The 23,437-nt window shown below is 68.3% G+C and carries 14 protein-coding genes; 8 read left to right on the top strand and 6 right to left on the bottom strand.

The genetic code is table 11. The features are described 5' to 3' along the window. Positions 1 to 135 precede the first annotated feature (135 nt). Together OG842_RS43000 and OG842_RS42995 are read left to right on the top strand one after the other, a co-directional pair. Complete coding sequence (locus OG842_RS43000; protein ID WP_266733911.1) at positions 136 to 978, top strand: helix-turn-helix domain-containing protein; 843 nt, start codon at positions 136 to 138, stop codon at positions 976 to 978. Between the two features lie 31 nt (positions 979 to 1,009). Then, complete coding sequence (locus OG842_RS42995; RefSeq protein WP_266733909.1) at positions 1,010 to 1,396, top strand: hypothetical protein; 387 nt, start codon at positions 1,010 to 1,012, stop codon at positions 1,394 to 1,396. 197 nt (positions 1,397 to 1,593) lie between these two features. Here the strand turns inward: OG842_RS42995 and OG842_RS42990 are convergent, their stop codons facing one another. Both OG842_RS42990 and OG842_RS42985 read right to left on the bottom strand, forming a co-directional pair. Next, positions 1,594 to 4,668, bottom strand: coding sequence for a tetratricopeptide repeat protein (locus tag OG842_RS42990; RefSeq protein WP_328512806.1), 3,075 nt, complete (start codon positions 4,666 to 4,668; stop codon positions 1,594 to 1,596). A 107-nt stretch (positions 4,669 to 4,775) separates the two neighbouring features. Next, positions 4,776 to 5,114: a hypothetical protein gene (locus OG842_RS42985; protein WP_266738463.1), complete on the bottom strand. Its 339-nt coding sequence runs from the start codon at positions 5,112 to 5,114 to the stop codon at positions 4,776 to 4,778. A 526-nt stretch (positions 5,115 to 5,640) separates the two neighbouring features. Here OG842_RS42985 and OG842_RS42980 point away from each other — a divergent pair. Next, on the top strand, positions 5,641 to 5,874 hold the full coding sequence (locus OG842_RS42980) for a hypothetical protein (protein WP_266695672.1): 234 nt from the start codon (positions 5,641 to 5,643) through the stop codon (positions 5,872 to 5,874). Positions 5,875 to 6,575: 701 nt separating this feature from the next. Then, the gene (locus OG842_RS42975; RefSeq protein ID WP_328512740.1) at positions 6,576 to 8,018 is read left to right on the top strand and encodes an ice-binding family protein; all 1,443 of its coding nucleotides are present in this window, start codon (positions 6,576 to 6,578) and stop codon (positions 8,016 to 8,018) included. Between the two features lie 367 nt (positions 8,019 to 8,385). On the opposite strand, the gene OG842_RS42970 is transcribed toward OG842_RS42975, so the two are convergent. Further along, positions 8,386 to 9,486, bottom strand: coding sequence for a L,D-transpeptidase family protein (locus OG842_RS42970; RefSeq protein ID WP_266738467.1), 1,101 nt, complete (start codon positions 9,484 to 9,486; stop codon positions 8,386 to 8,388). A gap of 148 nt (positions 9,487 to 9,634) precedes the next feature. Continuing rightward, a complete protein-coding gene (locus OG842_RS42965) occupies positions 9,635 to 11,365 on the bottom strand; it encodes a GH25 family lysozyme (RefSeq protein ID WP_266738469.1) in 1,731 nt (576 codons plus the stop codon). 222 nt (positions 11,366 to 11,587) lie between these two features. Here OG842_RS42965 and OG842_RS42960 point away from each other — a divergent pair, with 222 nt between their 5' ends. Continuing rightward, positions 11,588 to 12,766 (top strand): peptidoglycan-binding protein, encoded by a 1,179-nt coding sequence (locus OG842_RS42960; protein ID WP_328512739.1) that lies wholly within the window; start codon positions 11,588 to 11,590, stop codon positions 12,764 to 12,766. A gap of 242 nt (positions 12,767 to 13,008) precedes the next feature. Here OG842_RS42960 and OG842_RS42955 read toward each other — a convergent pair whose 3' ends face one another. After that, positions 13,009 to 14,292 carry a helix-turn-helix transcriptional regulator gene (locus tag OG842_RS42955; protein ID WP_266738680.1) on the bottom strand — a complete coding sequence of 428 codons (1,284 nt, stop codon included), beginning with the start codon at positions 14,290 to 14,292 and terminating at the stop codon, positions 13,009 to 13,011. Positions 14,293 to 15,931: 1,639 nt separating this feature from the next. Between OG842_RS42955 and OG842_RS42950 the strand changes: the two genes are divergently transcribed. After that, entirely contained in the window at positions 15,932 to 18,001 is a 2,070-nt protein-coding gene (locus tag OG842_RS42950; RefSeq protein ID WP_328512738.1) for a hypothetical protein, read from the top strand. A 1,847-nt stretch (positions 18,002 to 19,848) separates the two neighbouring features. On the opposite strand, the gene OG842_RS42945 is transcribed toward OG842_RS42950, so the two are convergent. Further along, complete coding sequence (locus tag OG842_RS42945) at positions 19,849 to 20,106, bottom strand: hypothetical protein (protein WP_266738684.1); 258 nt, start codon at positions 20,104 to 20,106, stop codon at positions 19,849 to 19,851. 191 nt (positions 20,107 to 20,297) lie between these two features. Here OG842_RS42945 and OG842_RS42940 point away from each other — a divergent pair, with 191 nt between their 5' ends. Together OG842_RS42940 and OG842_RS42935 are read left to right on the top strand one after the other, a co-directional pair. Further along, positions 20,298 to 21,776 (top strand): ricin-type beta-trefoil lectin domain protein, encoded by a 1,479-nt coding sequence (locus OG842_RS42940; protein ID WP_266738685.1) that lies wholly within the window; start codon positions 20,298 to 20,300, stop codon positions 21,774 to 21,776. Between the two features lie 581 nt (positions 21,777 to 22,357). Next, a complete protein-coding gene (locus OG842_RS42935) occupies positions 22,358 to 22,534 on the top strand; it encodes a hypothetical protein (RefSeq protein ID WP_443064098.1) in 177 nt (58 codons plus the stop codon). Positions 22,535 to 23,437: the final 903 nt, after the last annotated feature.

The raw sequence follows: 23,437 nt of genomic DNA, 5'->3' as shown, positions 1-23,437 counted from the left end.
CCCGCTCCAGCACCCCCGAAAGAGTTCTCCGTGCCCACCAGTTCGCACAAACCACCCCCCAGTCCCGAGCCGGCCCGCACAAGGTCGGCCACCGACCCCGAGCGCGCCGCCCGCTGCAGTACCGCGGTACACGGCATGGCCGTGGACGCCGTCCGGATCGCCGAGACCTTCGCCGCACGCGCATCCGACCCCAGCGCGGTCACCACCGACCTGCTCGAATGCACGGTCCAGCTCACCCGCCTCATGGAGGACACGACCGCAGCACTCGTCGTCCGCCAGCGCTCCCGTGGCGAACCACTCACCGACCTCGAACCCCTGATGAAGGTCAGCGCGGACCGGTTACGCAGGAAGTACCCGCCACGAGCCGTCGACCGTGAGCTCGCGACCCGCAAACGCCCCGTGCTCGCGTTCGGCTCACAGCGGGCCGCCAAACGGGCCATGCCGAAGAAAGCCTCGCTGCGCGACCCGCACCAGCGCCTGGCCTGTGCGCTCACCCTCATGTGGAAGCAGTCCGGCATCCCGCAGCGGGAACTGGCCAAACACATGAACATCCACCGCTCCTACCTCTCCCGCATCCTGTCCGGCGAGCGGCACGCCACCCTCTCCTACGTAGAGCTGATCACCAGAAAGTGCGCCGGCAGCACCGAGACCGAGTTCGCCACACTGCTCTGGAAGATCGCCGCCGACGACCCCGTCAGCACCACCGACCCCGTGCACACCCTGCGCACCTACTTCCAAGCCCTGAACTACGCCGCAGGCTCCCCCCGCGAGGACCGGCTCATCAGCTCCGCCCGGCGCGGCATCACCATCGCCGACCTCCGGCAGGCCTTCCACGGCCCCGGAGTACCGGAATGGACCGTGTACCACCGGCTCGCGACCGCCCTGCAGAGCAAGCCCAACATCGCCCTGCCCCTGTGGCGCAACGCCACACACGACCGCGGCCCAGTCAGCAGCCTCCCCGCTGACGCCTTCGGCTGACCAGGAACGGCAGAACAAGGAAGTACTGACCATGAAGCCGTCGCCCACAGTCCTCACAAACGCCTACTACGCGTTCTACGACCTCCACCGACCCACCTACCACGCCTACGCCACCGCCCACCTCCCCACGGAGGAAGCCCGGATAGCAACATCGAAACTCTTCGAGACCGTGGCCAGCACCTGGACCTCCGTGGTCGCCGAGCAGCGCCCATCGGCCTGGGCATGGCAGCGGTTCACCCAGACCGTCGCACGCCGCAGCGGCCGCACCTCCACCGCCATCGAGGACACCCACCTCCTCCACCACAAACTGCTGCTGAGTATCGACCAGATCGCCACCGTGACAGGAACCGAGCCCGCGACCGTCCGCGCCCGCCTGGCAGCCGCCCGGCGGGAACAGATCCCCAGGAATGACGGCTGACTGGACACCGAGGCCGTTTCGGACGGCCCTGCCGTGCCTCGGGGCGGTCGATGCTCCGAGGCACGCCGTGCGAGCTCACCAGGCCGAGAGGACCTGGCCCTGCGGGCAGCCGCGGAAGAAGGTGACCATCACATAGGCACGTACACGGCCTGCGTGACAGTCGCATCTTGCGGTAACACCGAGGCGATCTCGGTGTCTCACGAACGGTCGCTACGTACGTCCGGCGTCCTCTCCGCTTCCTTCCGCCAGCGGTCGAGGCTGTGTCGAACCATCCGCGCGAGGGGGTGGTCTTCGCCCAGTACCCGCACCATGTGATCGAGTAGGTCGGTGAAGGCCTGCGCGGCCCCCGCCGCGTCCCCCGCCTCCCCCCGCCAGGAGGCGAGGTTGTTCCGGGTGGTGAGGGTGTTGGGGTGGTCTTCGCCCAGTACCCGCACCATGTGATCGAGTAGGTCGGTGAAGGCCTGCGCGGCCCCCGCCGCGTCCCCTGCCTCCCCCCGCCAGGAGGCGAAGTTGTTCCGGGTGGTGAGGGTGTTGGGGTGGTCTTCGCCCAGTACCCGCACCATGTGATCGAGTAGGTCGGTGAAGGCCTGCGCGGCCCCCTCCGCATCCCCCGCCTCCCCCCGCCAGGAGGCGAGGTTGCCCCGGGTGGTGAGGGTGTTGGGGTGGTCTTCGCCCAGTACCCGCACCATGTGATCGAGTAGGTCGGCGAGGGCCTGCGCGGCCCCCGCCGCGTCCCCTGCCTCCCCCCGCATGGTGGCGAGGTTGTTCCGGGTGGTGAGGGTGTCGGGGTGGTCTTCGCCCAGTACCCGCACCATGTGATCGAGTAGGTCGGCGAGGGCCTGCGCGGCCCCCGCCGCGTCCCCTGCCTCCCCCCGCATGGTGGCGAGGTTGTTCCGGGTGGTGAGGGTGTCGGGGTGGTCTTCGCCCAGTACCCGCGCCCGGTCGGTCAGTAGGTCGGTGAAGGCCTGCGCGGCCCCCGCCGCGTCCCCTGCCTCCCCCCGCATGGTGGCGAGGTTGCCCCGTACGGTGAAGGTCTCGGGGTGGTCTTCGCCCAGTACCCGCACCATGTGATCGAGTAGGTCGGTGAAGGCCTGCGCGGCCCCCTCCGCGTTCCCCGCCCGTCCCCGCCAGGCGGCGAGGTTGTTCCGGGTGGTGAGGGTGTCGGGGTGGTCTTCGCCCAGTACCCGCACCATGTGATCGAGTAGGTCGGTGAAGGCCTGCGCGGCCCCCTCCGCGTTCCCCGCCCGTCCCCGCCAGGTGGCGAGGTTGTTCCGGGTGGTGAGGGTGTCGGGGTGGTCTTCGCCCAGTACCCGCGCCCGGTCGGTCAGTAGGTCGGTGAAGGCCTGCGCGGCCCCCGCCGCGTCCCCTGCCTCCCCCCGCATGGTGGCGAGGTTGTTCCGGGTGGTGAGGGTGTCGGGGTGGTCTTCGCCCAGTACCCGCGCCCGGTCGGTCAGTAGGTCGGTGAAGGCCTGCGCGGCCCCCGCCGCGTCCCCTGCCTCCCCCCGCATGGCGGCGAGGTTGCCCCGGGTGGTGAGGGTGTCGGGGTGGTCTTCGCCCAGTACCCGCACCATGTGATCGAGTAGGTCGGCGAGGGCCTGCGCGGCCCCCGCCGCGTCCCCTGCCTCCCCCCGCATGGCGGCGAGGTTGCCCCAGGCGCTGAGGGTGTCGGGGTGGTCGGGACCGAGGCGGCTGCTGGTGGTTTCGGCGAGGTGCTCGAAGTGGCCGTGGGCGGCGGTGACCTGTCCGGATTCGCCGAGGCTGCGGCCGAGGTGATACAGCACCGCGTGCGCGTCCGGCCGGTAGAGGGCGTCTTCGGCGTGGCGGGTGAGAGCGGCGGTGTTGGTGCGCAGGGACTGGGCGAGATCGGTGTCGCGTTCGATCCTGGGCCAGGCGGCCATCAGGGCGTCGGCGGCGGTGCGCGCGGCCTGGTGGTGCTGGTGGGGGGTGTGGGTGTCGCGGGTGGCGCGCTGGATGAGCTGGTGGATACGTACGGCCGGGCGAGAGGTGCCGGGTTGGTGGTCGATGAGGCTGAGCCGGTCCAGGGCACGCAGGGCGTCGACCGCCTCCTTGAGGGTGACCGGTGGCGTGGATGCTGTGGGGTGCCGCCGTCTGCCCGGCCACCACTTCGGTCGCCGCGCTCGTGCGGGGTTGGTTGCGGTGCGGTGTGCGGCGAGGTGAGCGCGGGCCGGCTCACTGGTCAGGACGGTCTGGGGGATGCCGTTGGCGTCGAGCAGAGATGCCAGGTGGAGCATGGGCCGGGCCAGGCCGGCGGGGCGCAGGGTGTCGGCGCGGTCGATGGACAGGGACCAGGCGGCGGCGAGGGCAGTGGGCTGTCCGTCGGGCAAGGCCTCGGGGGCGAGGTCCGTGAGGCGTGTGGCGCGGTCGGCCAGCAGATCGCGGTAGCCGGCCGCGGTGTCACCGGAGTCGATGAGGTAGGCGGCGGCCTGGGCCAGGGCCAGGGGAAGGTGTCCGAGTTCGGCAGCGAGGGCGGTGAGCTGGCCGGCGGGCTCGGTCCGGCCCTGGGCGCCGAGGGCCGCGGTGAGATAGGCGGCCGATTCGGCGGGAGTGAACAGACCGACCTCGATCCGGCGGCGGTCCTGGCCGAACAGGGCTGCGTCGCGGCAGCGGGTGGTCACCAGTGTCCGACCGTATGGGCTGGCGGGCGGCCACAGGCTGTAGCGGTTGCCGGGATCGTCGGGGTTGGCCACCAGGTCGCCGGGGTCGGTGACATCGTCCAGGACGATCAGCCACCGGCACGGCCGCTGCCCGCGCTTGGGGGCCAGCCAGGCCAGGAACGTCCTCGCGGCCTGCTCGGGATCGTCGGGGTCGGCCCGGCACAGCTCGACGCCGGCCTGCGCGTATCCGCTCACCACGGACGAGCGGCCGCTGGCGGTGACCCAGACCAGGACGTCCAGACCACCCTCGTCCCAGGCGGCGCGGGCGTAGTCGGCGACGAGCTGGGTCTTGCCGACCCCACCCATCCCCGTCAGCACCTGGCACAGCACAGCAGTACCTCCGCCATCGACCGCAGCCCGCAGCCGGTCCACCTCTGCCCGGTGCTGGAACGACCGCGCCGCGGACGGGATCACACCGACCTGATGCGGCCAGGAAGCAGGCTCCCGCGGCACGCGCTGCACGGTCAGCGTGCCGATGTAGCCGGTGTTGGAGATCCCGCCGGACGCGATCGCATCCCCGGTCCCGGCCAGCTTGACCGAGGAGAAGGGCTCACTACCGTTTCCCGGGGCCGGGCCGCGATACCCGGTCACAACCATCTCATCGCCGGCGGCTCTCGCATCGCCGGTGTCCTTCACGGTCACTGACGGCTCAGGCTCCTCGCCCCATGCCGTGCGTAATGATGCTTTCGTCATGCAGGTGGGTCCTAGTTCGAGTAGTCGATGCCGGAAACCGAGTTCTCCCCGTCGGCCTCACCCGTCCGCGTGGCCGTGGCCGAGCCACGCCCCCGGCCACCCGGCCGCTTGATGCCGGCAACACCACCGCGGGTGGCCTTCCCGGTCCGGCCGACACTGTCCCTGGGACCGATGGCGGGGGACGGATGCTGGAACAGGGCCCAGACCAGGGCGGCGATACCGACAGCGGCCTGGACCGAGGCCCCTACCAACTGCCCCCCGTCAGGACCGTCCAGCAACCAGATCAACGGAGTGGACACAACCCCCACCCCCGCCAGCACGATGACCGTGATCTTCCATCCCTGCGACACAGCGATTCCCCTCGCCCCGACACGCCCGCCACCGGATGGTTGACGGCCCGCCACCTCATATTGTCCCGTGCAGTTTTCGCCTGAACCAGGAAACGCACTCTTCGACACCTTGGTTCCTGCGCGACCGTCGCGACACCGCCACACGTCGCCGGACACGACACCCTTGTCTGAGGCCGGTGACAGCGCTCACACCAGCACCGCGAGTGCCGCACTTCCCGTGCCGCCCCCGGCTTCCGTCTGTTCAAGAGCGTGCTGGCCCGCCAGCGGTACTGCGACAAATCTGCCGGCCGTGTTCACCGCTGCGGTTGGAGAGGTCCAAGCCCTCAACTAGCGGCCCGTGGTCGGGCCCACCCCGACCACAGACCCGACCACGGGCCGGCGTAGGCCGACCACAGACCCGACCACCGCAGGCCAGGGCCAACATCCTGCTCCTGGACCACGATCCCGGCCGCCGCTCCGGCACCCCGTTGCACGGGAGCCCGGCGGCCGGGGCGGCCGGTGATGTGCTGCCCGTACGATGACCGGCGTGACCGTCCGCCGTGCCCTTGGCGCAGGCCCCCAGGCTCCCGCGCCCAGCATCCGCGCCGCCCAGGCCGACCTGCTCGACACTCTCCCCGGAGAGCGCCTTTCCGACCTCGACGAACTACGAGCCCGAGGCGTACTTGGCACGCGCCCCGCGGCACCTCCGTCTCCGCGGCGGACCCTCGGAACCGGCCGCGCCGACGAGGAACTGCCCCACCATCCCGACCAGCCCGCCTGACACTTCTTCGGCGATGGTGCGGTACCCCAGTGGTGCCGTACCCGCGAAACGCCCGGTGGGCGGCACCCCACACGGGGTGCCGCCCACCAAGGCGTAGGTGGCGCAGGTGTCTGACCTGGAGGGTCAGGTTCTTCGGCCAGCCGGCCTGGTCGAGGCGGGAGAACAGGTCCTTGATGTCGGCGGGCGTGATCTTGATGTAGCCCCAGGACTTGTAGTTGATGTTGCCGTCCCACCGGTAGTAGTCGTCGTCCATGGGCGGGACGGCGGGGCGGCACTCGCGGTCGTCCGCTCGTCGAAGGGGCTGAGTCGGTCGGCCGGGGCGCTGGGCCGGAGGTGTTACGCGCGACCGCTGGTGGCGTGACGGTGCGACAGGTGATGCGCACTCACCCTCGCGCCTCCTGGCTTTATTGCCATCTTATGTTCGCATGGGTTCGCACTTGGTGAACCTTGCGTGATGATTCGTCACTGTGTGTTCGCTGCGTGTTCTGCGGTCTCCCGCTCCAGCGGACTCGGTGCTCAGGCGGGCGTTCGTCACCTGATGTGCAGCGGCTGCAGGTCGGCAGACGCAATTCACCCCGAAACAGGAAGGACCACCTTCAATGGCTGTGGCTGCCGCTCCGTCTGCCTTCTCGGAAGACGGGCGCAAGCGAGTCCGACGCAGGCGTATCTGGCGCAGGGCGTCCTTCGCTGTGCTGTCCGGTGTGACTCTGCTGAGCACGACCACGTTCTTCACCACCGCCGCGTATGCAGCGGAGGCTCCGGTGGGACTGGGGACGGGCATCAGTTACGCCGTGCTGGCCGGCTCAACGGTCACCAACACGGTCACTCCCACCGTTCTCAACGGAGACCTCGGGCTCAGCCCGGGGAGTTCTGTGACGAACTTCCCGCCCGGTCTCGTCTTCGGCGCTCAGAACGTAGCCAACGGTCCCGCTCTCACGGCGAAGAACGACCTGGGCATCGCCTACAACGACGCGGCGGGTCGGACTCCGACAGGGGACGTGACGGGCGTCGACCTCGGAGGCCAGACACTTACGACTGGCGTCTACAACTCCACAAGCTCAATGGCCCTCACTGGGACCGTCACCCTCGACGGAGAGGGGAACTCCGGCGCCGTCTTCATCTTCCAGGCGGCATCGACCTTGATCACAAGCTCGGCGAGCAGCGTCAGACTTGTCAATGGGGCTCAGGCCTGCAACGTGTTCTGGCAGGTGGGCAGCTCCGCCACGATCGGGACGTTCTCCAATTTCAAGGGCAGCATCCTGGCCTCGGAGTCCATCACAGTACAGAACGGCACGGAGATCCTGGGCCGGGCCCTGGCGCGTACTAGCGCGGTCACCCTGGACAACAACGCCATCACCGTGCCGTCCTGCGTCGGGGCGCCCGGGCCGACCGGGCCGACCGGGCCGCCCGGGCCGACTGGTCCGACGGGCGGCACTGGTCCGACGGGCGGCACTGGTCCGACGGGTGGTACCGGGCCGACTGGTCCGACGGGCGGCACTGGTCCGACGGGTGGTACCGGGCCGACTGGTCCGACGGGCGGCACTGGTCCGACGGGTGGCACTGGTCCGACGGGTGGCACCGGGCCGACGGGTGGCACCGGGCCGACGGGTGGTACCGGGCCGACTGGTCCGACGGGCGGCACTGGTCCGACGGGCGGTACCGGACCCACTGGTCCGACGGGCGGTACCGGACCCACTGGTCCGACAGGCAGTACCGGACCCACTGGTCCGACAGGCAGTACCGGACCCACTGGTCCGACGGGCAGTGCTGGTGGTGGTAAGGGCGACCACGGTGGTGGCAAGGGCGACCACGGTGGTGGCAAGGGCGACCACGGTGGTGGCAAGGGCGACCACGGTGGTGGCAAGGGCGACCACGGTGGCAAGGACAAGGACAAGGACAAGGACAAGGACAAGGGCAAGGGCAAAGACAAGGGCGACCACGGTGGTGGCAAGGGCGACCACGGTGGCAAGGACAAGGACAAGGGCAAAGACAAGGGCGACCACGGTGGTGGCAAGGGCGACCACGGTGGCAAGGACAAGGGCAAGGGCAAAGACAAGGGCGACCACGGTGGTGGCAAGGGCGACCACGGTGGCAAGGACAAGGACAAGGACAAGGGCAAAGGCAAGGGCGACCACGGTGGGTAGGCTTGCGATCATCTGACCGACACGGGGTCAAGGGCTGAACTGGCGCAGATCGCGCTGTGGAGGCGCTGATTGTTTCCGCCGTGCCGAGTTCGATGTCGCCCAGGCCGACCTGCTCGACGCTCTCCCCGGAGAGCGCCTGTCCGACCTCGATGAACTGCGTGCCCGGGGCGTGCTCGGTTCCAGTCCGGCTGCGCCCCCGTCTCCGCGGCGGATCCTCGGGGCCGGTGGCCGTGCCGGCGAGGAACAGCCCCGCCATCCCGCCTGACATCGCCTCGGCGCGGGTACAGAGTGGTGCCGTACCTGCGAAACGCCTGGTGGGCGGCACCCCACACGGGGTGCCGCCCACCAGGCGTGGGTGGTGTTGGTGTCAGCTGACCTGGAGGGTCAGGTTCTTCGGCCAGCCGGCCCGGTCGAGGCGGGTGAACAGGTCCTTGATGTCGGCGGGCGTGATCTTGATGCAGCCCCAGGACTGGTAGTCGATGTCGCCGTCCCACCGGTAGTAGTCGTCGTCCATGAGCGGGACGTCGATGGCCTGCGTGCCATCACTGAGCATCTCGCTGTGGATGAACAGGGCGTCGCGCTTGACCGGCTTCTGGCCGGCCTTGGGCGTGCAGGTCTTGTCGGCGAGCTGGATGGCGTATCCCTTGATCCCTGTCTGGAGACCGCTGTTGCGGTCCCTCTCGTGTGCCTTGACCTGATAGGTGCCGCTGGGCAGCCATCCCTCGCCGCTGGCGCACTCGTTGGTGACTCCCATGCCGGAGCCGGCGCGGTAGGTCTTGACCGCCTTGCCGTTATGGACGAGAGCGAGGGTCGAGTACATCGGGTGGTTCTGGTTCTTGGTGAACTTCAACGAGTACCCGGTGGGGCCGGGCTGGGCGGTTTGGCCGGTGTCGGGCCGGGCGCCGGTGGGTGCGGTGATCAGGGCGTTCCAGGTGGCCGGACCGGCGACGCCGTCGGCCTGGAGGCCCTGGTTCTTCTGGAATGCCTGGACGGCGGCCGCGGTAAGGCCCCCGAACGCGCCGTCGGCCGTCAGTGAGTGTCCGCGGGCGGTGAGCAGCTGCTGGAGCGCGGTGACCGCGCTGCCCTGGGCGCCGGTGCGCAGGGTGGTGGTCAGGGCGTTCCATGTCTTGGGGCCGACGACGCCGTCGGCCTGGAGGCTGTGCTGAGCCTGGAAGGCGCGCACGGCGGCTTCGGTGAGGGGGCCGAACTCGCCGTCGGCGGTAAGAGGGTGCCCTTGTGCGGTGAGGAGCTGCTGGAGGGTGGTGACCGCGCTGCCCTGGGCGCCGGTGCGCAGGGTGGGCCACTGCTGCTGGTTCCGGGAAGCGGGGGCGGCGGAGCGGGCGGCTGAGGCTGCCGGGTCGCTGCTGTTGGCGCTGGCGGTGTCGGGGGCCTGCGTACCGAGCGTGGCGAAGGCCGCGATGGCGAGGGCGGTCGTGGTCAGGGTGGCCCAGAGAGTGCTGCGGTTCATGACGGAGTTCCCTTTTCGTGTCGTGTGGGTCCGGCCGGCCGGGCCGCGCAGGGGCGTGGCGCGGCCCGGGGGCCGGGAAGGAGATGAGGGGGATGGTGCGGTGGCGGCTGCCCCCGGGCCGCCGGTGGCCCGGGGGCGGGGGCGGGGATCAGATGAAGGTGATGTCCCAGTGGACGCCGCCGCTGCGCGGGACCTCGTAGACGTACTCGGCGGAGATCCCGGCCAGGGTGCCGTGCCAGCGGGCGTCGGTGCCCCGGGGAGCGCCCTTGCGCTGGGTGGTCTTGATCCAGTTGGTCACGCAGCTGCCCTCGTCACGGGTGCGCAGGTCGAGCTTGTAACCGCCTGCGTGGGAGTGGTTGCCCCTGGTGCTGTGGCCGGACTCGGTGCCGCCGGTGATGACGATGGTGCACCCGCCGCTGGCCTTCTTCAGAGCGATGACACCCTGGACCGTGCGGGCACGGACACCCGCCAGAGAGGTCCGCCCGACCGGGGCCTTGATCCCGGCCGCGGCGAGCTGCGTCAGGGCCTGGCGCTGGGTCAGCCTGCCGTTCGCCGGAGCGGGCGTGGTCGGAGCGGGCTGGGTCGTCTTGGTTCCGTTGACCAGCTTGTTCCACGTCTTCGGACCCACGACCCCGTCCGCGGTCAGGCCGTGGGACCGCTGGAACGCAGCCGTCGCGTTCCGGGTGGCCGGACCGAACGCACCGTCGACCGCGATGCGGTTCCCGTACCCGACGAGTTGCGCCTGGGCGGCCTTCACCGCGGATCCGTTCGCGCCCTGGCCAACAGTGCGGACCAGCTTGTTCCAGGTGTTCGGGCCGATGATGCCGTCCGCGGTCAGGCCATGGGACCGCTGGAACGCGGCGGCGGCGTTCTGGGTGTTCGGGCCGTAGATCCCGTCGGCGGTGACGGACTGGCCGGCCGCGGCCAGCAGGTGCTGGGCGGTGGTGACGTTCACGCCCCGCGCCCCGTTCTTCAGCAGCGGCCACACGGCCGCGGCCGGAGCAGACGCACCACCACCAGCCCCCGTACCGGCTCCGGTGCCGGTGCCGGTGCCGGTGCCGGTGCCGGTGCCCGCGCTAGCCCCCGCACCCGTGCCGGGGCCCGTGGGGGACTGGCCGGGGGAGAGGTGGGCGAGGGCGCGGAGCTGGGTCAGCGTGCCCTTGTAGACGTTGACGTCGGCCCTGCCCCGCAGGCCGGGCACCGTCCCGTTCTCGGTGTACTGCCAGATCGACCAGTACCTGCCGCCGACCGGAGCGGGCTCACGCGTCCCGCTCCCGTACCTCGGCTGCCACAGCGGGCTGTTGGCCAGAGCACTGACATCGCCGCGCAGGCAGGTGTCGGCGAAGTCCTTCGACGTGTAGACGATCGGGTTTACCCCGAACGCCTGACGGGCCTTGGTGAGGAATGCGGCGACCTGGGTGTTGTTCACCCCGGCCGGGCACCGGCCGCGGATCTTCTCCAGGTCGACCACCGGCGGCAGCTGCCCGGCACGCTTGCCGTCGTAGCCGGCGGCCTTGGCTGTGCGGATGAAGTGGTCGGCCTGGGCGGCGCCGGAACCGGTGTCGTAGAAGTGGTAGGGCGCGACCATCAGCCCGGCCCGCGACGCGGCCGCGAAGTCGCCGGCGAACTGCGGGTCGCGGTAACCGGTGCCCTGCGTCGCCTTCTGGAACACGAACGAGTACCCCGCGCTCACGGACGCCGACCACTGGATCGGGTGGGCGTTGTGGTGGCTGGTGTCGAAGCCCTTCACGCTGTACGCGGCCGGGCTGTTCGCCTGCGCCTGCTCGTTCCCGGAGAAGCTGATCAGGCCAAATCCAGCGGCCGCGACCGCCACCATGGCACCCGCCTGAAGACCCGTCTTCTTGCTGATGATCCGCACGACTTCACCCCTCGTCAGACCCACCGGCACACACCCGGCAGGCAGTTTGCGCCGCGCCTTTGCGGCGTCGACGAGATGAAGATTCGGGGTACCGCCGTCCCACCGGTAGCCTGATCGCCATTCCAGCCGTACCGCGCCGTCCCGGCCGTTCCACAAGGCCCCTGACCTGCGAAAAGAAACGGCCACGGAACACGACGATCATCGGTACAGGGGGGAAGACCCGTGCGACCCGAACAAGGCGACATGCCACCCGCGCAGCCACTGCCACAAGTCACCGCACTGCTCCAGGCACTGCGACAGGTCAAGGAGTCCAAGAACCTCTCCCTGGACGCCTTCACCCACGACACCGGCTACTCCCGCTCCTCCTGGAACCGCGTCCTCAAAGGCACCGCGTTCCCACCCCGGACAGCGGTAGAACGGCTCTGCTCCCGCCGCGGACTGGACAAGAACACCCTGCTCGGCCTCTGGGACACCGCCGACCAAGCCCGCCGCGCCGCGGACACCCAAGAGGAGACACCGCCGGAAGCGACGTCCGCTCCCGCACCGGCAGACCCCGCCCCAGGCGTACCGGACCCCGTACCGCCGACAGCCCAGGACCCCGTACCGCCGACAGCCGCGGACCCCACACCCGCCCCCGCAACTCCGAAACCCGCAGCGGCCAGCCCGGACCCCGCACCATCCACGCCCGGCCCGGTCGAACCGGCAACGCCGGCCGCTGCCCCCCAGAAACCATCCACGTCCAGCCCTGCCGAACCAGCAAAGCCAACAGCTGCCTCCCGGAGCCGGGTCAAAATCCTCGCGCTGATCGCCGCCGTCCTCGCTGCGCTGCTGCTGGTCGGGCGCTGGTACTCGGTCCACGAGACGAAGGACTCCGCTGTCTCCCAGCCCGGGACCGGTGGCGACAACCGTCCCGGCGATGACCAGCCAGTGGTCGACGAAACTCCCCTGCCCTCGAAGAGCAGCACCGCACCGACCAAGGCCCCGAAGGATGGCGAGAAGAAGAAGGACCAGGACCAGGACTCCACTGGCGGGGAGGACACGAACACGAAGTCACCGCGCCCCAGCAGTTCAGCCAAGGGCGAGGCATCTTCCCCAGCCTCTGCTTCTGCCTCTCCCAGTACGGCCGCCTCGCCCGGCGCCGTCGGCCGCGCCAACTGCCGCTACAACTGGGACCGCACCCAGACCATGGCCAAAGGCATGGTCGGCTCGAAGGTGAAGCAGATCCAGTGCCTGCTGAACTCCAACTACGACTACACGCTCACCGTCGACGGCAACTTCGGAGAGAGCACCGACACCGCCGTACGCGCCGTCCAGCGCTGCAGCGGCCTTAGTCCTGACGGCCAGGTCGGACCCCAGACCTGGAAATACCTGGACACTCCCATGTCCGGCTGTGGACACTGAAACAGGCGACCCAGCGGGAGGATCGCTGTTCCAGCGTTCCACCGGGAGAACCGGGCCGTTCCACCTGTTCCAGTTGTCCCACCGCTGGACAGGTCCTGCCCTCAGTGTTGGCAGCGCCCCGGTGGCCGGCCTTCGCCCGCAGCCGCCTGGTCCTCGTCGCCGTTCCCGCGAGTAGGCGCTGGCCCGTGGTCGGGCCGATCGCAGCCCCGACCACGGGCCGGGCCTGAATCAGGGGCGCCGCTCTAGGGACGAGTTGGACCACTAGACGTCACGGAACTTCCGTTGAGGCCGAAAGTGAAGCGAAGGTTCGGCGCAACCGTCAGCTCAAGGGAGCTCTTGCCGGCGAGGAGCAGCTCATCCAACACATAGTGCGGGATGACGAATCGCTCCTGTCGGCCGGGCAGAGTGAAGGCCGCTTCAGGTCGAGCTGCTCGATTGGCTCCTTGGGGGTGCCGTGACACCTGGGGACGTGGACGCCGAAGGCCCGGGTAGAGAGCCGCATAAAGCTCCTGAAAGCTCCGCACGTGCATGTGACCACTGGGTGTCAGCTGTGCTGCTGCCACTTCGTTGAACGTCTGCTGCCGTGCCAGGGAGCGCGGCAGCAGACGCAAGGTCTCGGAACTCCCGAGCAAGGCGGAAAAGACCCACGATCCGTCAGGCTGCGTGCCTGCATCGTGCAGGTTCACCAGGACTTGCCATGCGTCAGAGGGCTGGGCTGCCCGATGAAACCCCTCAAGCAGTCTGGGGATCCTGTCGATCTCCTGGTCATAGACCTCGCCCCAGCGTTCTATCGCTGCCCACGCACGCTGTTGCCGCATGGGCTCGGGATCGAAGTCGGCGATGATCTTTTCGCGTTGCATCCTTACTGACATCTGCCTCAGCTCACCGAGCAGGTGTGTCATGAGGCGCCGTATCCGCTGCGGGGGACGCCCGTACAAGGCAGAGAGCTGTAGAACACAGGGGTCGTCGATGTTCGGCCCCTTCCAGGTTCCTGGCCGGGCTACATACCGGTCCGCCAATGTCTCGGTGAGAACCGCTGTCTGCCGGCGCCGCTCCCTCACCGCGGGGACGTTGTCGATGGCCGCGTGTAAGTCTCGCTGCGCCACACCCAGAGCATCTGTCACGTCATCAAGGAACTTGGGGCGCCGCGCGGGCACGATCCCGTGCTGCTCGAATCTGCGGTAGGACTTCGGTGAGATGCCCAGTGCCTCAACCACGTCTCGTGCCGTGAGCCCGCTCGCACGACGGATGTCTGCCAGGTCCCAGTTCTTTCTGCGCTTCTGGTTCATCAGCATCTGCGGATCCACGTCCAAGGCGTCCGCGAGCTCACGGATGCGCTTGGGGTCAGGTGTCTGGTGCCCGTTCTCGTAGGCCAAGATCTGCGCCTTCGTCGTGCCAACTCGTGCCGCAAGAGCCGCAGCTGTCAGAGGCACCGCCCAAACCTTTCCGTCCTGGTCCACTCCCATGTGGCTGGTTCGGAACGCAAGCAGAGCAGCTGGATCAAAATCCGCCAGGCCACGAGTCATGGTCATCCTCCTCAGCTACCGGCAGGTCCCCTTTAGGGGTACATTAGCGTTACACCAGTTGGTGACTCCGAAGAGTAGTTGAAGCCCCTGACCTGCTGGTTGGTATTTTTTAGTGGCCAAACAGCTAGCTGGACGCAGGTAAATACGCGAAGTTTGATTGCGTTGAGCGCACGGTGAGGGACGCACTCTGGCGCTCACCCCGCACAGAAGAATGGCCCCGTACCCCCTGTGGTTAGCTAGACCGATACCGGGGGCACGAGGCCGGCGAATGGGAGCTTCGGCTCCGCACGGGCCCCTTGTCCTACCAGGGGGCCCGCCGCCGTTTACAGGTCCAGCAGGTAGCGCAGCAGGGCACTGAGCCCCTGAAGCGCCAACCAACCGAGAGCCTGCTTAACGACCTTGCGGGTCCGACTCTCCCCGCGCGTAGGCGGGGGTGCTTCCATCTCGCATCACCTCCCTCCCGGGGCGGTCGACCCCGATCGAGAAAGACGACCGAAGCACCCAAAGGGAAAGGCGATAGACAGACTCTACCGGGTTGCGACAACACACAGGTGTTCTCGAGGTTGGACTAAACCCTCAACTCCACGGAAAGTGACATCCCCTGATGGGGAGACAGATCCAAAATACTTTCAACTACTTTGTCTCTACCAGTAAGTAACACATGAGGGTAAGGCGATCGAGGTCGCATCCCTTCAAATGCTCGCCACCTCGGACACGGGGGCAGCCAATCGCAGGACTGTCCGCCCCGGCTGGAGGTAGTAATCGGCCCCCTCCGTCAACAGAATGCAAAGCGTGACGCTTGCCACACTCTGAGCAAAGAGTGCCCCTCCCATCCCGTCGGGCCTGGGATCGGTCATGAGGTCAGACGGGCCGACGGCGGCGATGCTGTCGCCAGCCCCTGCGGCGAGTGACGGAGGACAGGCCGATGTGCACGACGGCCCACACAACTCCAACAGCGCCTACAGACCATCACCGCGCAGGCGACGCATGCCGAGTTCATCGAGGTCGGTCCGGCGTTGTGTCGTAGGTGTCCTTCGCGGGCGTGGAACTGCCGTGCCGTCCGCCCAGGCCGCTTCCTGCTCGGACCCCACCATCCCGAGCTGCTCCAGCTCGGTCACCCGCCCGGCCGTCAGCGTCCTGGCCGTGTAGGCGTGGTCGGCGATCCACTCCCGAGCGGATACCCGCCGACCCCGCCGCAGTCCTTCGGCATGACGAACGTGGACGGAGCCCGCAGCACACCGCCGGAAGGCGGCTGTCCGGCTCAGTAGTCTCCCGCCAGATCTTGCAGTGCCCTGGACAGCCTGGGACCGTCCGGTCGGACAGGGTCCTTGACCTGTGCGGACAGGCCCGGACTGTCCCGGACTCCTTGGTCTGTTGTGCGGGGGTCGGTGGCCCCGCGACGCTTCTCGTACCGCTCCGCTGCCGTTCGTCGGTGCCCGGTGCGGGGGCTTCCTCCAGCAGTTCATGACCGCGGGGTGAGGCCCGGAATGCGAAGCCGCGGCGGGTTCGGCCGCCCGGCGCCCCGTGTCTCAGGAGGAATCCCGTGAACGTCTCTTTGCGTAAGACCGTTTCCCGCCGGGGGAGAGGGGCCGGCTGGTGGCTGGCTCGTGAGCCCCGCCGCTGGCCGGTGTCTGTGCGGATGGTGCTGGTGGCCGTCATCGCCGTGGTCGGCTTCACCTTGGTCGGGCCGGCGGCGACGGCGTCGGCCGCGCCGCCCCCGCCGGCTCCGGCCTCGGACTCCTCGGGGCGTGAGCCCAGCCGCTGGGAACGGCTGCAGTGGCACATGTACGAGTCCTGGGTCGCGGCCACGCTGGACGGTCACGACCCGTACTACCAGTGGAAGCTGGCCCGGCAGATCGCAGCCAAGCGCCTCTTGGAAAGGGGCATCTCCGGCTTCTCGTTCAAGGACGATCTGCCGAAATTTGCGCAGGATGTAGAGGAATTCAAACGGCGGTCGCAGGAGACTCCCGACGGGCTGCGGCGACAGCTCACCAAGGCCGGGAACGAGATCCACGATCTGAACCAGAAGATCGAACGGGCCCAGACCCTCGCCGAGCGGGAGAAGCTCGAGAGTGACCGGGAGGTGGCCCGCAAGCAGGAAAAGGACGTGGCCAAGCGGTACCGGAAGCTCATGGAAACCCGGCCGGACGCGGAAAGCGTCAAGGCGAAGATCCAAGGCCTCGACACGAAGATCACCGACCTCAGGAACAAGATCACCAGTCTCGAGGAAGAGACGAAGAAGTCCCGTCCGGACCGCCGGGAGAAGCTGCGGCAGCTGGACACGGCCCGCGCGCACCTCGCCCAGGCCGAGGCCGACCGCCGCCGGCTCCAGGGACCGCCGGACGACGACAGCGACACCGGCGGCACGCGTACAACACCGCGCGACCCGAAGCAGCCTCCGAAGGGACCGGGCTCCACCAACCCGACCGCCACACCGACCACATCGACCACATCGACCACATCGAAGGGAACCAAGGGCACGACGGCGACCAGGCCCACGACCACGCCGAAGGGGACTACGACCACGACCGTGACCGGGCCGATGGTCACGTCGAAGAAGACCACCGGCACGACCGTGACCGGACCCACGGTCACGTCGAAGAAGACCACCAGCTCGACCGCCCCCGACCCCATGACGTCCTGGAAGGGGTGGGGCAGTCTCAAGACCCCGAAGGCCGGGTTCCGGGGCAGCACGGGCACCAACCAGATGGCTGACGCCATCGCCGGGGTCATCGCCGACGGCATCAGCCAGGACTACGCAGCCCACCTGGACCGCAGGAACCAGCAGCTGCTGGAGCAGGCACGCAAGGACCCGGCTCTGGCGAAACGGATCATCGACGACTACAACGAGATCAAGGACAACAACGAGATCGAGGTCCTCTTCCGCGGCTTCGACACCTCCAAGGGATTCACGCAGGACGCCACCCGCCAGGTCGCTCCTGAGCTGATCAAGTCCCAAAAAGCGCTCGACACCGCGAAAGCGGTCGCCGACAAGTCCAACGCGGACCCGTTCTACCAGCAGGCGCGTACCGAGTGCGGCGGGTACGACACCTGCGTCATCGACCGCACCGCCAAGCTCCGCAAGCAGAACGCGAAGGCGATCGCGGAGTCGACGAAGAAGGCGAAGAAGTCGAACGCGGACCCGCTGTATCAGCAGGCGCGTACCGAGTGCGGCGGGTACGACACCTGCGTCATCGACCGCACCGCCAAGCTCCGCAAGCAGAACGCGAAGGCGATCGCGGAGTCGACGAAGAAGGCGAAGAAGTCGAACGCGGACCCGCTGTACCAGCAGGCGCGTACCGAGTGCGGCGGGTACGACACCTGCGTCACCGACCGGGTCGCCAAGCTCCGGGACCAGAAGAAGGCGACCACCGCCAAGGGCACTCAGCCCCGCACCACGGACGTGAACAAGACCACGACCGCCAAGACCGGCCAGATGAACGAGCGCAGGACTCAGAACGCGAAGGCGATCGCGGAGTCGACGAAGAAGGCGAAGAAGTCGAACGCGGACCCGCTGTATCAGCAGGCGCGTACCGAGTGCGGCGGGTACGACACCTGCGTCACCGACCGCGTCGCCAAGCTTCGGGACCAGAAGAAGACAGCCTCCGCCACGACCACGACGCCTACTGGGCAGCACAAGCAGTCCCAGAAGAAGACGCAGACTCCGGACTACCGGGGCAAGGGCGGCGTCAAGGCCTCGGCAGCCTGAGCCTGCGGACCGACGCCGGGCCTGGACATCCAGGCCCGGGGCCCGGGTTCGCTGCCGGTGACCAAGCGATGTCCGCCACTGTGACGCCAGCCGGCGCCTCGGAGAAGGCCTTGTTCCGGCGATCTGAACGACATCGCGCGACAGCGGAGAGCCTCCTGACCCACAGGGCGCCACGCTCTCAGATTGTCCTAAGCTGCCGAAGGTGACGGAGCTCAGACAAAACCACCGGGGCACGACGGCAGACGACGGATTACCCCAGCCGCAGGATGCGACGGATCCCGCCCAGCTCGTGGCAGCAATGCGGCAGTTACGTCTGTGGGCGGGGCTGAGCTACCGGCAGCTGGAGCGCCGGGCCGATACCGCGGGGGATGTACTGCCACGCACCACGCTCGCCGGCGCCCTGAACCGGCCGGAACTACCCAGGGAACAGCTCCTGGCTTCCTTCGTCCGGGCCTGCGGCGGTGACGAGGACATGGTGGACGCGTGGGCGAAAGCCCGCCGACGCCTGGCTGTCGAGACCGAGAACTCCTCCGCCGCCACGTCCACCAGGCCGGCGACGGCAGGCGAGCCCGCGTACAGCGTGGACGAAGCCCTCAGTGACACAGCCATGGAGGACAAGAACGGCGGCCCACCCGCCGCAGCAAGTCCCGGCAGGATCCCGCAAGAGCGTTCCTGGACCGGGAAGAACGGGTCTGCTGCCACGGCAGCGGCACCGGCTCCTTCAACGGACGACGGCGACCTGGCTCCCCCGCAACCGGAGGCCTCGAAACCAGCAGAGGAAGAAACCACTCCCGCGCGGGCGGCACCCCTTCACCGGCGGCCAAAGCTCGTGCTCGGGGCAAGTGCCGTAATCCTTCTCGTCACAGCCACCATAACGGGGATATCTCTGGCCCCCGACGATGACATCAGCAAGCCACACACGCCCGCGACACACACACCAACCCCGTCAACAAAGTCCAGCACACCTCCGGCCCTCGCACCCAGCACCCCAGCCACAAACGCAGCCTCCCCAGACAGGCAGGCACAGGCCCCGGCAGACCACACCCCGCCCGGCACCACCCCCCGAGCCACGCCTTCGGCCCCGACCAAGAACAAGCAGCCTTCCAACAGACCCGGGCCGCAACCATCCCATCGGGAATCGACCGTCTACGAACCTCCGCCGCCGATCTTCACACCCTCCCCGTCACCCAGTGAGGACCCCTTCCCGGAAGAGACCTGCTGGGACGTCACCAACGACTGCCTGTGACCCCGTTCTCCCGCGACCGGCCCTGGCGCCCGAGGCAGCACCCTCCCGCAAATGACGTAGAGCGAGCGGCAACGGAAGTCTCGGTAGCGCATCCCGGGCCGCTGGGACGCGCAGGGCGCCGCCCACGTAGATGAGGGTGGGGCTCCCAGCCCGTTGAGACGCTGCAGCGCCTCAACGGCCGCCCCGGCCTGGGATCTCCTGCGTCATCCCCTGCGCGATCCCTTGCGGTATCTCCTGCGGCACCTGTTGCACCCTCTCTCCATGGCGTCGGGTGTTTGTGCAGGTCACCATGCCTGTAGAGGCGTGGTCGGGGTGCTGACATCCCCTCTGCGCACCCCCTGCCGCCTGACTACCGAAAGAGAAAGGGGTGGGGCGGGGCGGGCGGGAGCGCCTCGGGGATCGGCGGCCGGCCAGTCCCTCTCGCGCGTCGGCGGGGCCGCGCTCGGGCCGGGGCCTGGTACGGCGCGACCATCAGCCTGGTCCTCGCGGACGCCGCCCACTGGAGCAGCGCGACCAGCACCGGTTTCCGATGCTCAGATTTGGCCCAAGTGGAGGGCGGCGGTGCGCGTGGGTGGGCCAGGGTGCGAGGTATGGACGTGAACTACTGCCCATCCCCGGGGCTTTGGCCCTGGTCTGCTGGGGCTGTTGACACGGACGGCGCGGGTACGGGGCTGGTGGGCGAGTTCTGTCCGGTCGTGCCGCTGCTGGCGAAGATGAGCAGGCCGATGAGCGTGATGAGGACTTTGGTAGCGATGTCGATCGCTTCCCCGATCGCGGGCCAGCGGTGCTGGACGCAGCCGATGCCCAGACCGACCAGGGCGAGGAGCAGGACGATGAGCAGTGGGTCGTGGCCGTGCATGTGAGGACCTTTCACACTCTGGTCCGCGCTCCTGGAACCGGCCGAGCACCAGGAGAGACGTCCCCCGTCTTGTCCCCGCACAGGGTGCGGGGGCGACCAGCGGAATGCGGTCACGAGAAGTACTAGAGACCAGGAGGATCCTGGTACGCACGCGCGGCACAATGCCGTCCCCTCTTCGGATGTGAGAACCAGTGGCTGACCAGCAGTTAGACGTTTTCGGCGGCGAGGACGAGGAGGAGCGGCTGTGGGAGGCGCTCAGCAGCTTCAAGAAGCTGGTTCGCGGCCTCGTCGAAATGACCGGACTGTCGACGAATGAACTGGCGGACACATACGGCTTCGGGAAGGGGAAGGTCAGCACCTGGCAGAACGCAAAGCGTGAACAGCCCAACATTCCGCCCCTGCAATTCGTCGAGGCGCTGATCGAGGAGGCACGGAAACACGCGAATCTGCAGGACGGGGCCGCAGCGGTGTTCCTGCGCCAGTACGGCGAGCTGCTGCAGCTGTACTGCGCGCGGGCGAACCCGCACAACGTCCACCGCCAGATGCTCATCGACTACCAGAACACCCTCCTGATCCGCGAGCTGAACAACGCGACGAACGCAGCCCTGAAACAGATCGTCGAGCTCACCGAGGAACTGGAGACCCTGCGCGGCGACCGGGATGAGGAACGCCGGCACCGGATCGCTCTGGAACAGCAGATCGATTCGCTGAAGAGCCAGAACCAGGACCGGGCCGCGGAGAAGAAGACAGCCCTTGCCAAGCTCGACCGGATCCGTCCCGACCTCACGGCGTACAAGCGCGACCAGCAACTGGAGAAGCAGCAACCGGACCCTGAGCAGGACGGTTCGCATACGAACCAGCCCCGCCCACCCGCTCCTGCGCCGCTCCCGCCGCCCCCTGGCCGTGACACCAAGCGGCGGCGGCGACTCGTCCTCTCCCTGATCGCGGTCGGTGTCGTGGTCGTCTCCCTCGCTGTCTACGCCGGCACCCAGCTGCCTGGCGACCAGAACGACCACAAGGGCAACGCGGACGGCAAGCCGGACCAGACGTCCACCCACAAGCCTTCAACAGGCGGCTCTGCCTCACCGGGCCGCTCCCCCCACACCTCCGTCACAGCAACACCTCACCAAACCGCGGGCGGCTCCACAGCCAGCGGCGGCTCCACAGGCGGCGGCTCGTCGAACGGCGGCAGCTCGTCGAACAGCGGCGGGGCCGGCACGGACCCCACCAAAGGCGCAGCCGGCGGGTCGGGTGACGCGGGCGGCTCCCACGGAAGCAATGGTTCCAGTGGGGCGTCGAACCCGGCGACACCGCCCGCGTCCAGCGGCCGCTTCCGGCTCAGGGACGTCGGCTACGGCAAGTGCCTGGCCGTGTCCTACAGCGTCGTGTTCGACACCTGCGCGGACACCCCGGCGACCAACTGGACCGCAAAGGCCGGTTCGGACGGTTCCTACGTGCTGTACAACGAGTCCGCCGACCAATGCCTGCATGTCAACAGAAATCTGCTGTCCATGGCCGACTGCGGCTCCAGCCGCCAGAACTGGCGCACGGGTACCAGCAGCACCGTCGTGAACCTGGACAGCAGCCTGTGTCTCGAGGAGAGGTCCGGCTGGCCGGTCGTGGGGTCCTGCGAGCCGTCGAAGTCGACTCAGCACTGGGCGAAGGAGTGATCTAGCGCCCTGAGTCTTTATTTCGCTGTCCCCGGAAGCGCAGCCCCGTCCCGTGCGTGGCCCCGACACCCCGTACACCCCCGACCAGGGCGGCACCGCGCCCGCGGCTGCTGCCCGCCGAGCGGATCGAGCACGATGCGCTCCTGGGCACTGCTGACGCCGAGCAGCTGCCCGCGCGAAAGGGCCGGCGGGATCCTCGGGCCTGGGATCTCCTGCGTCATCCCTTGCACGATCTCGTGCAGCATCTCCTGCGGTATCTGTTGGACCCTCTCTCCACGGCGTCGGGCGTTTGCGCAGGTCGCCGCGCCTGTATAGGTGTGGTCGGGGTGCTGACATCCCCTCTGCGTACCCCCTGCCGCCCGAACTGCCGAAATGGAGAGGGTGGGGGCGGGGCGGGCGGGAGCGCTTCGGGGATCGGCGGCCGGCCAGTCCCTTCTCGTGCGTCGGCGGGGCCGCGCGCGGGCCGGGCCTGGTGCCCGGCCGTTTCGCTCAGACGGCTTCGGTCATCGACCCGATCCCTCATGTATCCCGTTCAGGAAGGACGCTGGATCGTTGGGCACATCCGGCCCTACGGTGGCGCCATGAGCGATCACTCGGAAGCGCCTGTCGCGCCCGTCGAGGCCTATGAACCCCCCTATTACGTGGCTGTCTTCACTGCGGTGCGAACCCAGGACCAGAGCGGCTACAGCGAGACCAACGCACGCATGGAAGACCTGATAAGTACCTGCTTCTCAACCTCGGCCCAGGTGTTGGTGTGAGACGCGTGATGGGTACACTCGCGCGGACCGTGATCGTGTGGTGCCACAGCGTAGAGGTAGGCAAAATATGCAGAATCTACTCAGGAATGGCGGTCCGGTCGACATCGCGATGGGATGGCTCGGCGTCCTGGTCTCGGCCACACTGCTGATAAAGGGCATAGCGCTGGCACAGCACGGTGCTTCCTTGTGGTGGCCCGTCATAGCCGGTGCGATGGTTGTCCTTAGCCTGCATGCGCTGTACCGCCGCCGCCGCGACAGTGGCCAGGACAGAGTGTGAGCTGGTTCTGCTCAAGCCACGCGACGGACTTCTCGGGGGTGTGCGGCGAGTGCTGTGCTGGTGATCGTCGTAGGTGAAGTCGGTGATCGACTGCGGCGGCGCTACCACTTCGAGTCACGGGTTCACGCGAGCGTAAGTCCGAAGAGCCCGATAGCAGGTTTTTTTTGACGCACCTTCGGGAGCGGAATTGCTGGTTAGTTGAGCTGCATTCAGTTGCTTTTCCGGGTGTCCAAGAGTTGTCATTTTGATGGTGGGTGAGTTCGGGGGAGTGGGATTTTTGAGGGGCCGTGAGGTGGCTTAGGGGGGCGCGTCCTGATTCCCAATCTCATCTGGGTTCAGGTTTTGACGCACTGTCTGGGTGGGCATGGTGGGGGAGGGTTTCGGGTGTCCGGCCCGTTCCTCACGTTCCGTCACATCCCGTTCCGACCGAGGCCACCCCTCCTAGCTAGCCGCCCGCGTAGCGGGCCCTGAGCAGCCACGGAGTGGATGCTCACGTGGTCGGTGCGGAGCTCCGACCACGACCAAGGGTCACGAAGTGACCCGGCAACTCGGGCCGCAGGCCGATACCGCGCGGAGCGCGGTGCCCGCTTTTCCGCCGCGTAGTGGCGGCGCGTCGTGTCTGCGGG

This window comes from Streptomyces sp. NBC_00376, from assembly GCF_036077095.1.
Classification (GTDB): domain Bacteria; phylum Actinomycetota; class Actinomycetes; order Streptomycetales; family Streptomycetaceae; genus Streptomyces.
Note: the sequence above shows the minus strand (reverse complement) of the source record. Positions and strands in the feature narration are given on the sequence as shown.

Excerpts from the sequence above, each read along its gene's own strand:
- OG842_RS42995 (WP_266733909.1), top strand. The coding sequence starts at position 1,010 with ATGAAGCCGTCGCCCACAGTCCTCACAAACGCCTACTACGCGTTCTAC.
- OG842_RS42945 (WP_266738684.1), bottom strand. The coding sequence starts at position 20,106 with ATGCACGGCCACGACCCACTGCTCATCGTCCTGCTCCTCGCCCTGGTC.
- OG842_RS42970 (WP_266738467.1), bottom strand. The coding sequence starts at position 9,486 with ATGAACCGCAGCACTCTCTGGGCCACCCTGACCACGACCGCCCTCGCC.
- OG842_RS42950 (WP_328512738.1), top strand. The coding sequence starts at position 15,932 with ATGGTGCTGGTGGCCGTCATCGCCGTGGTCGGCTTCACCTTGGTCGGG.
- OG842_RS42990 (WP_328512806.1), bottom strand. The coding sequence starts at position 4,668 with ATGGTTGTGACCGGGTATCGCGGCCCGGCCCCGGGAAACGGTAGTGAG.
- OG842_RS42935 (WP_443064098.1), top strand. The coding sequence starts at position 22,358 with ATGAGCGATCACTCGGAAGCGCCTGTCGCGCCCGTCGAGGCCTATGAA.
- OG842_RS42955 (WP_266738680.1), bottom strand. The coding sequence starts at position 14,292 with ATGACTCGTGGCCTGGCGGATTTTGATCCAGCTGCTCTGCTTGCGTTC.
- OG842_RS43000 (WP_266733911.1), top strand. The coding sequence starts at position 136 with ATGGCCGTGGACGCCGTCCGGATCGCCGAGACCTTCGCCGCACGCGCA.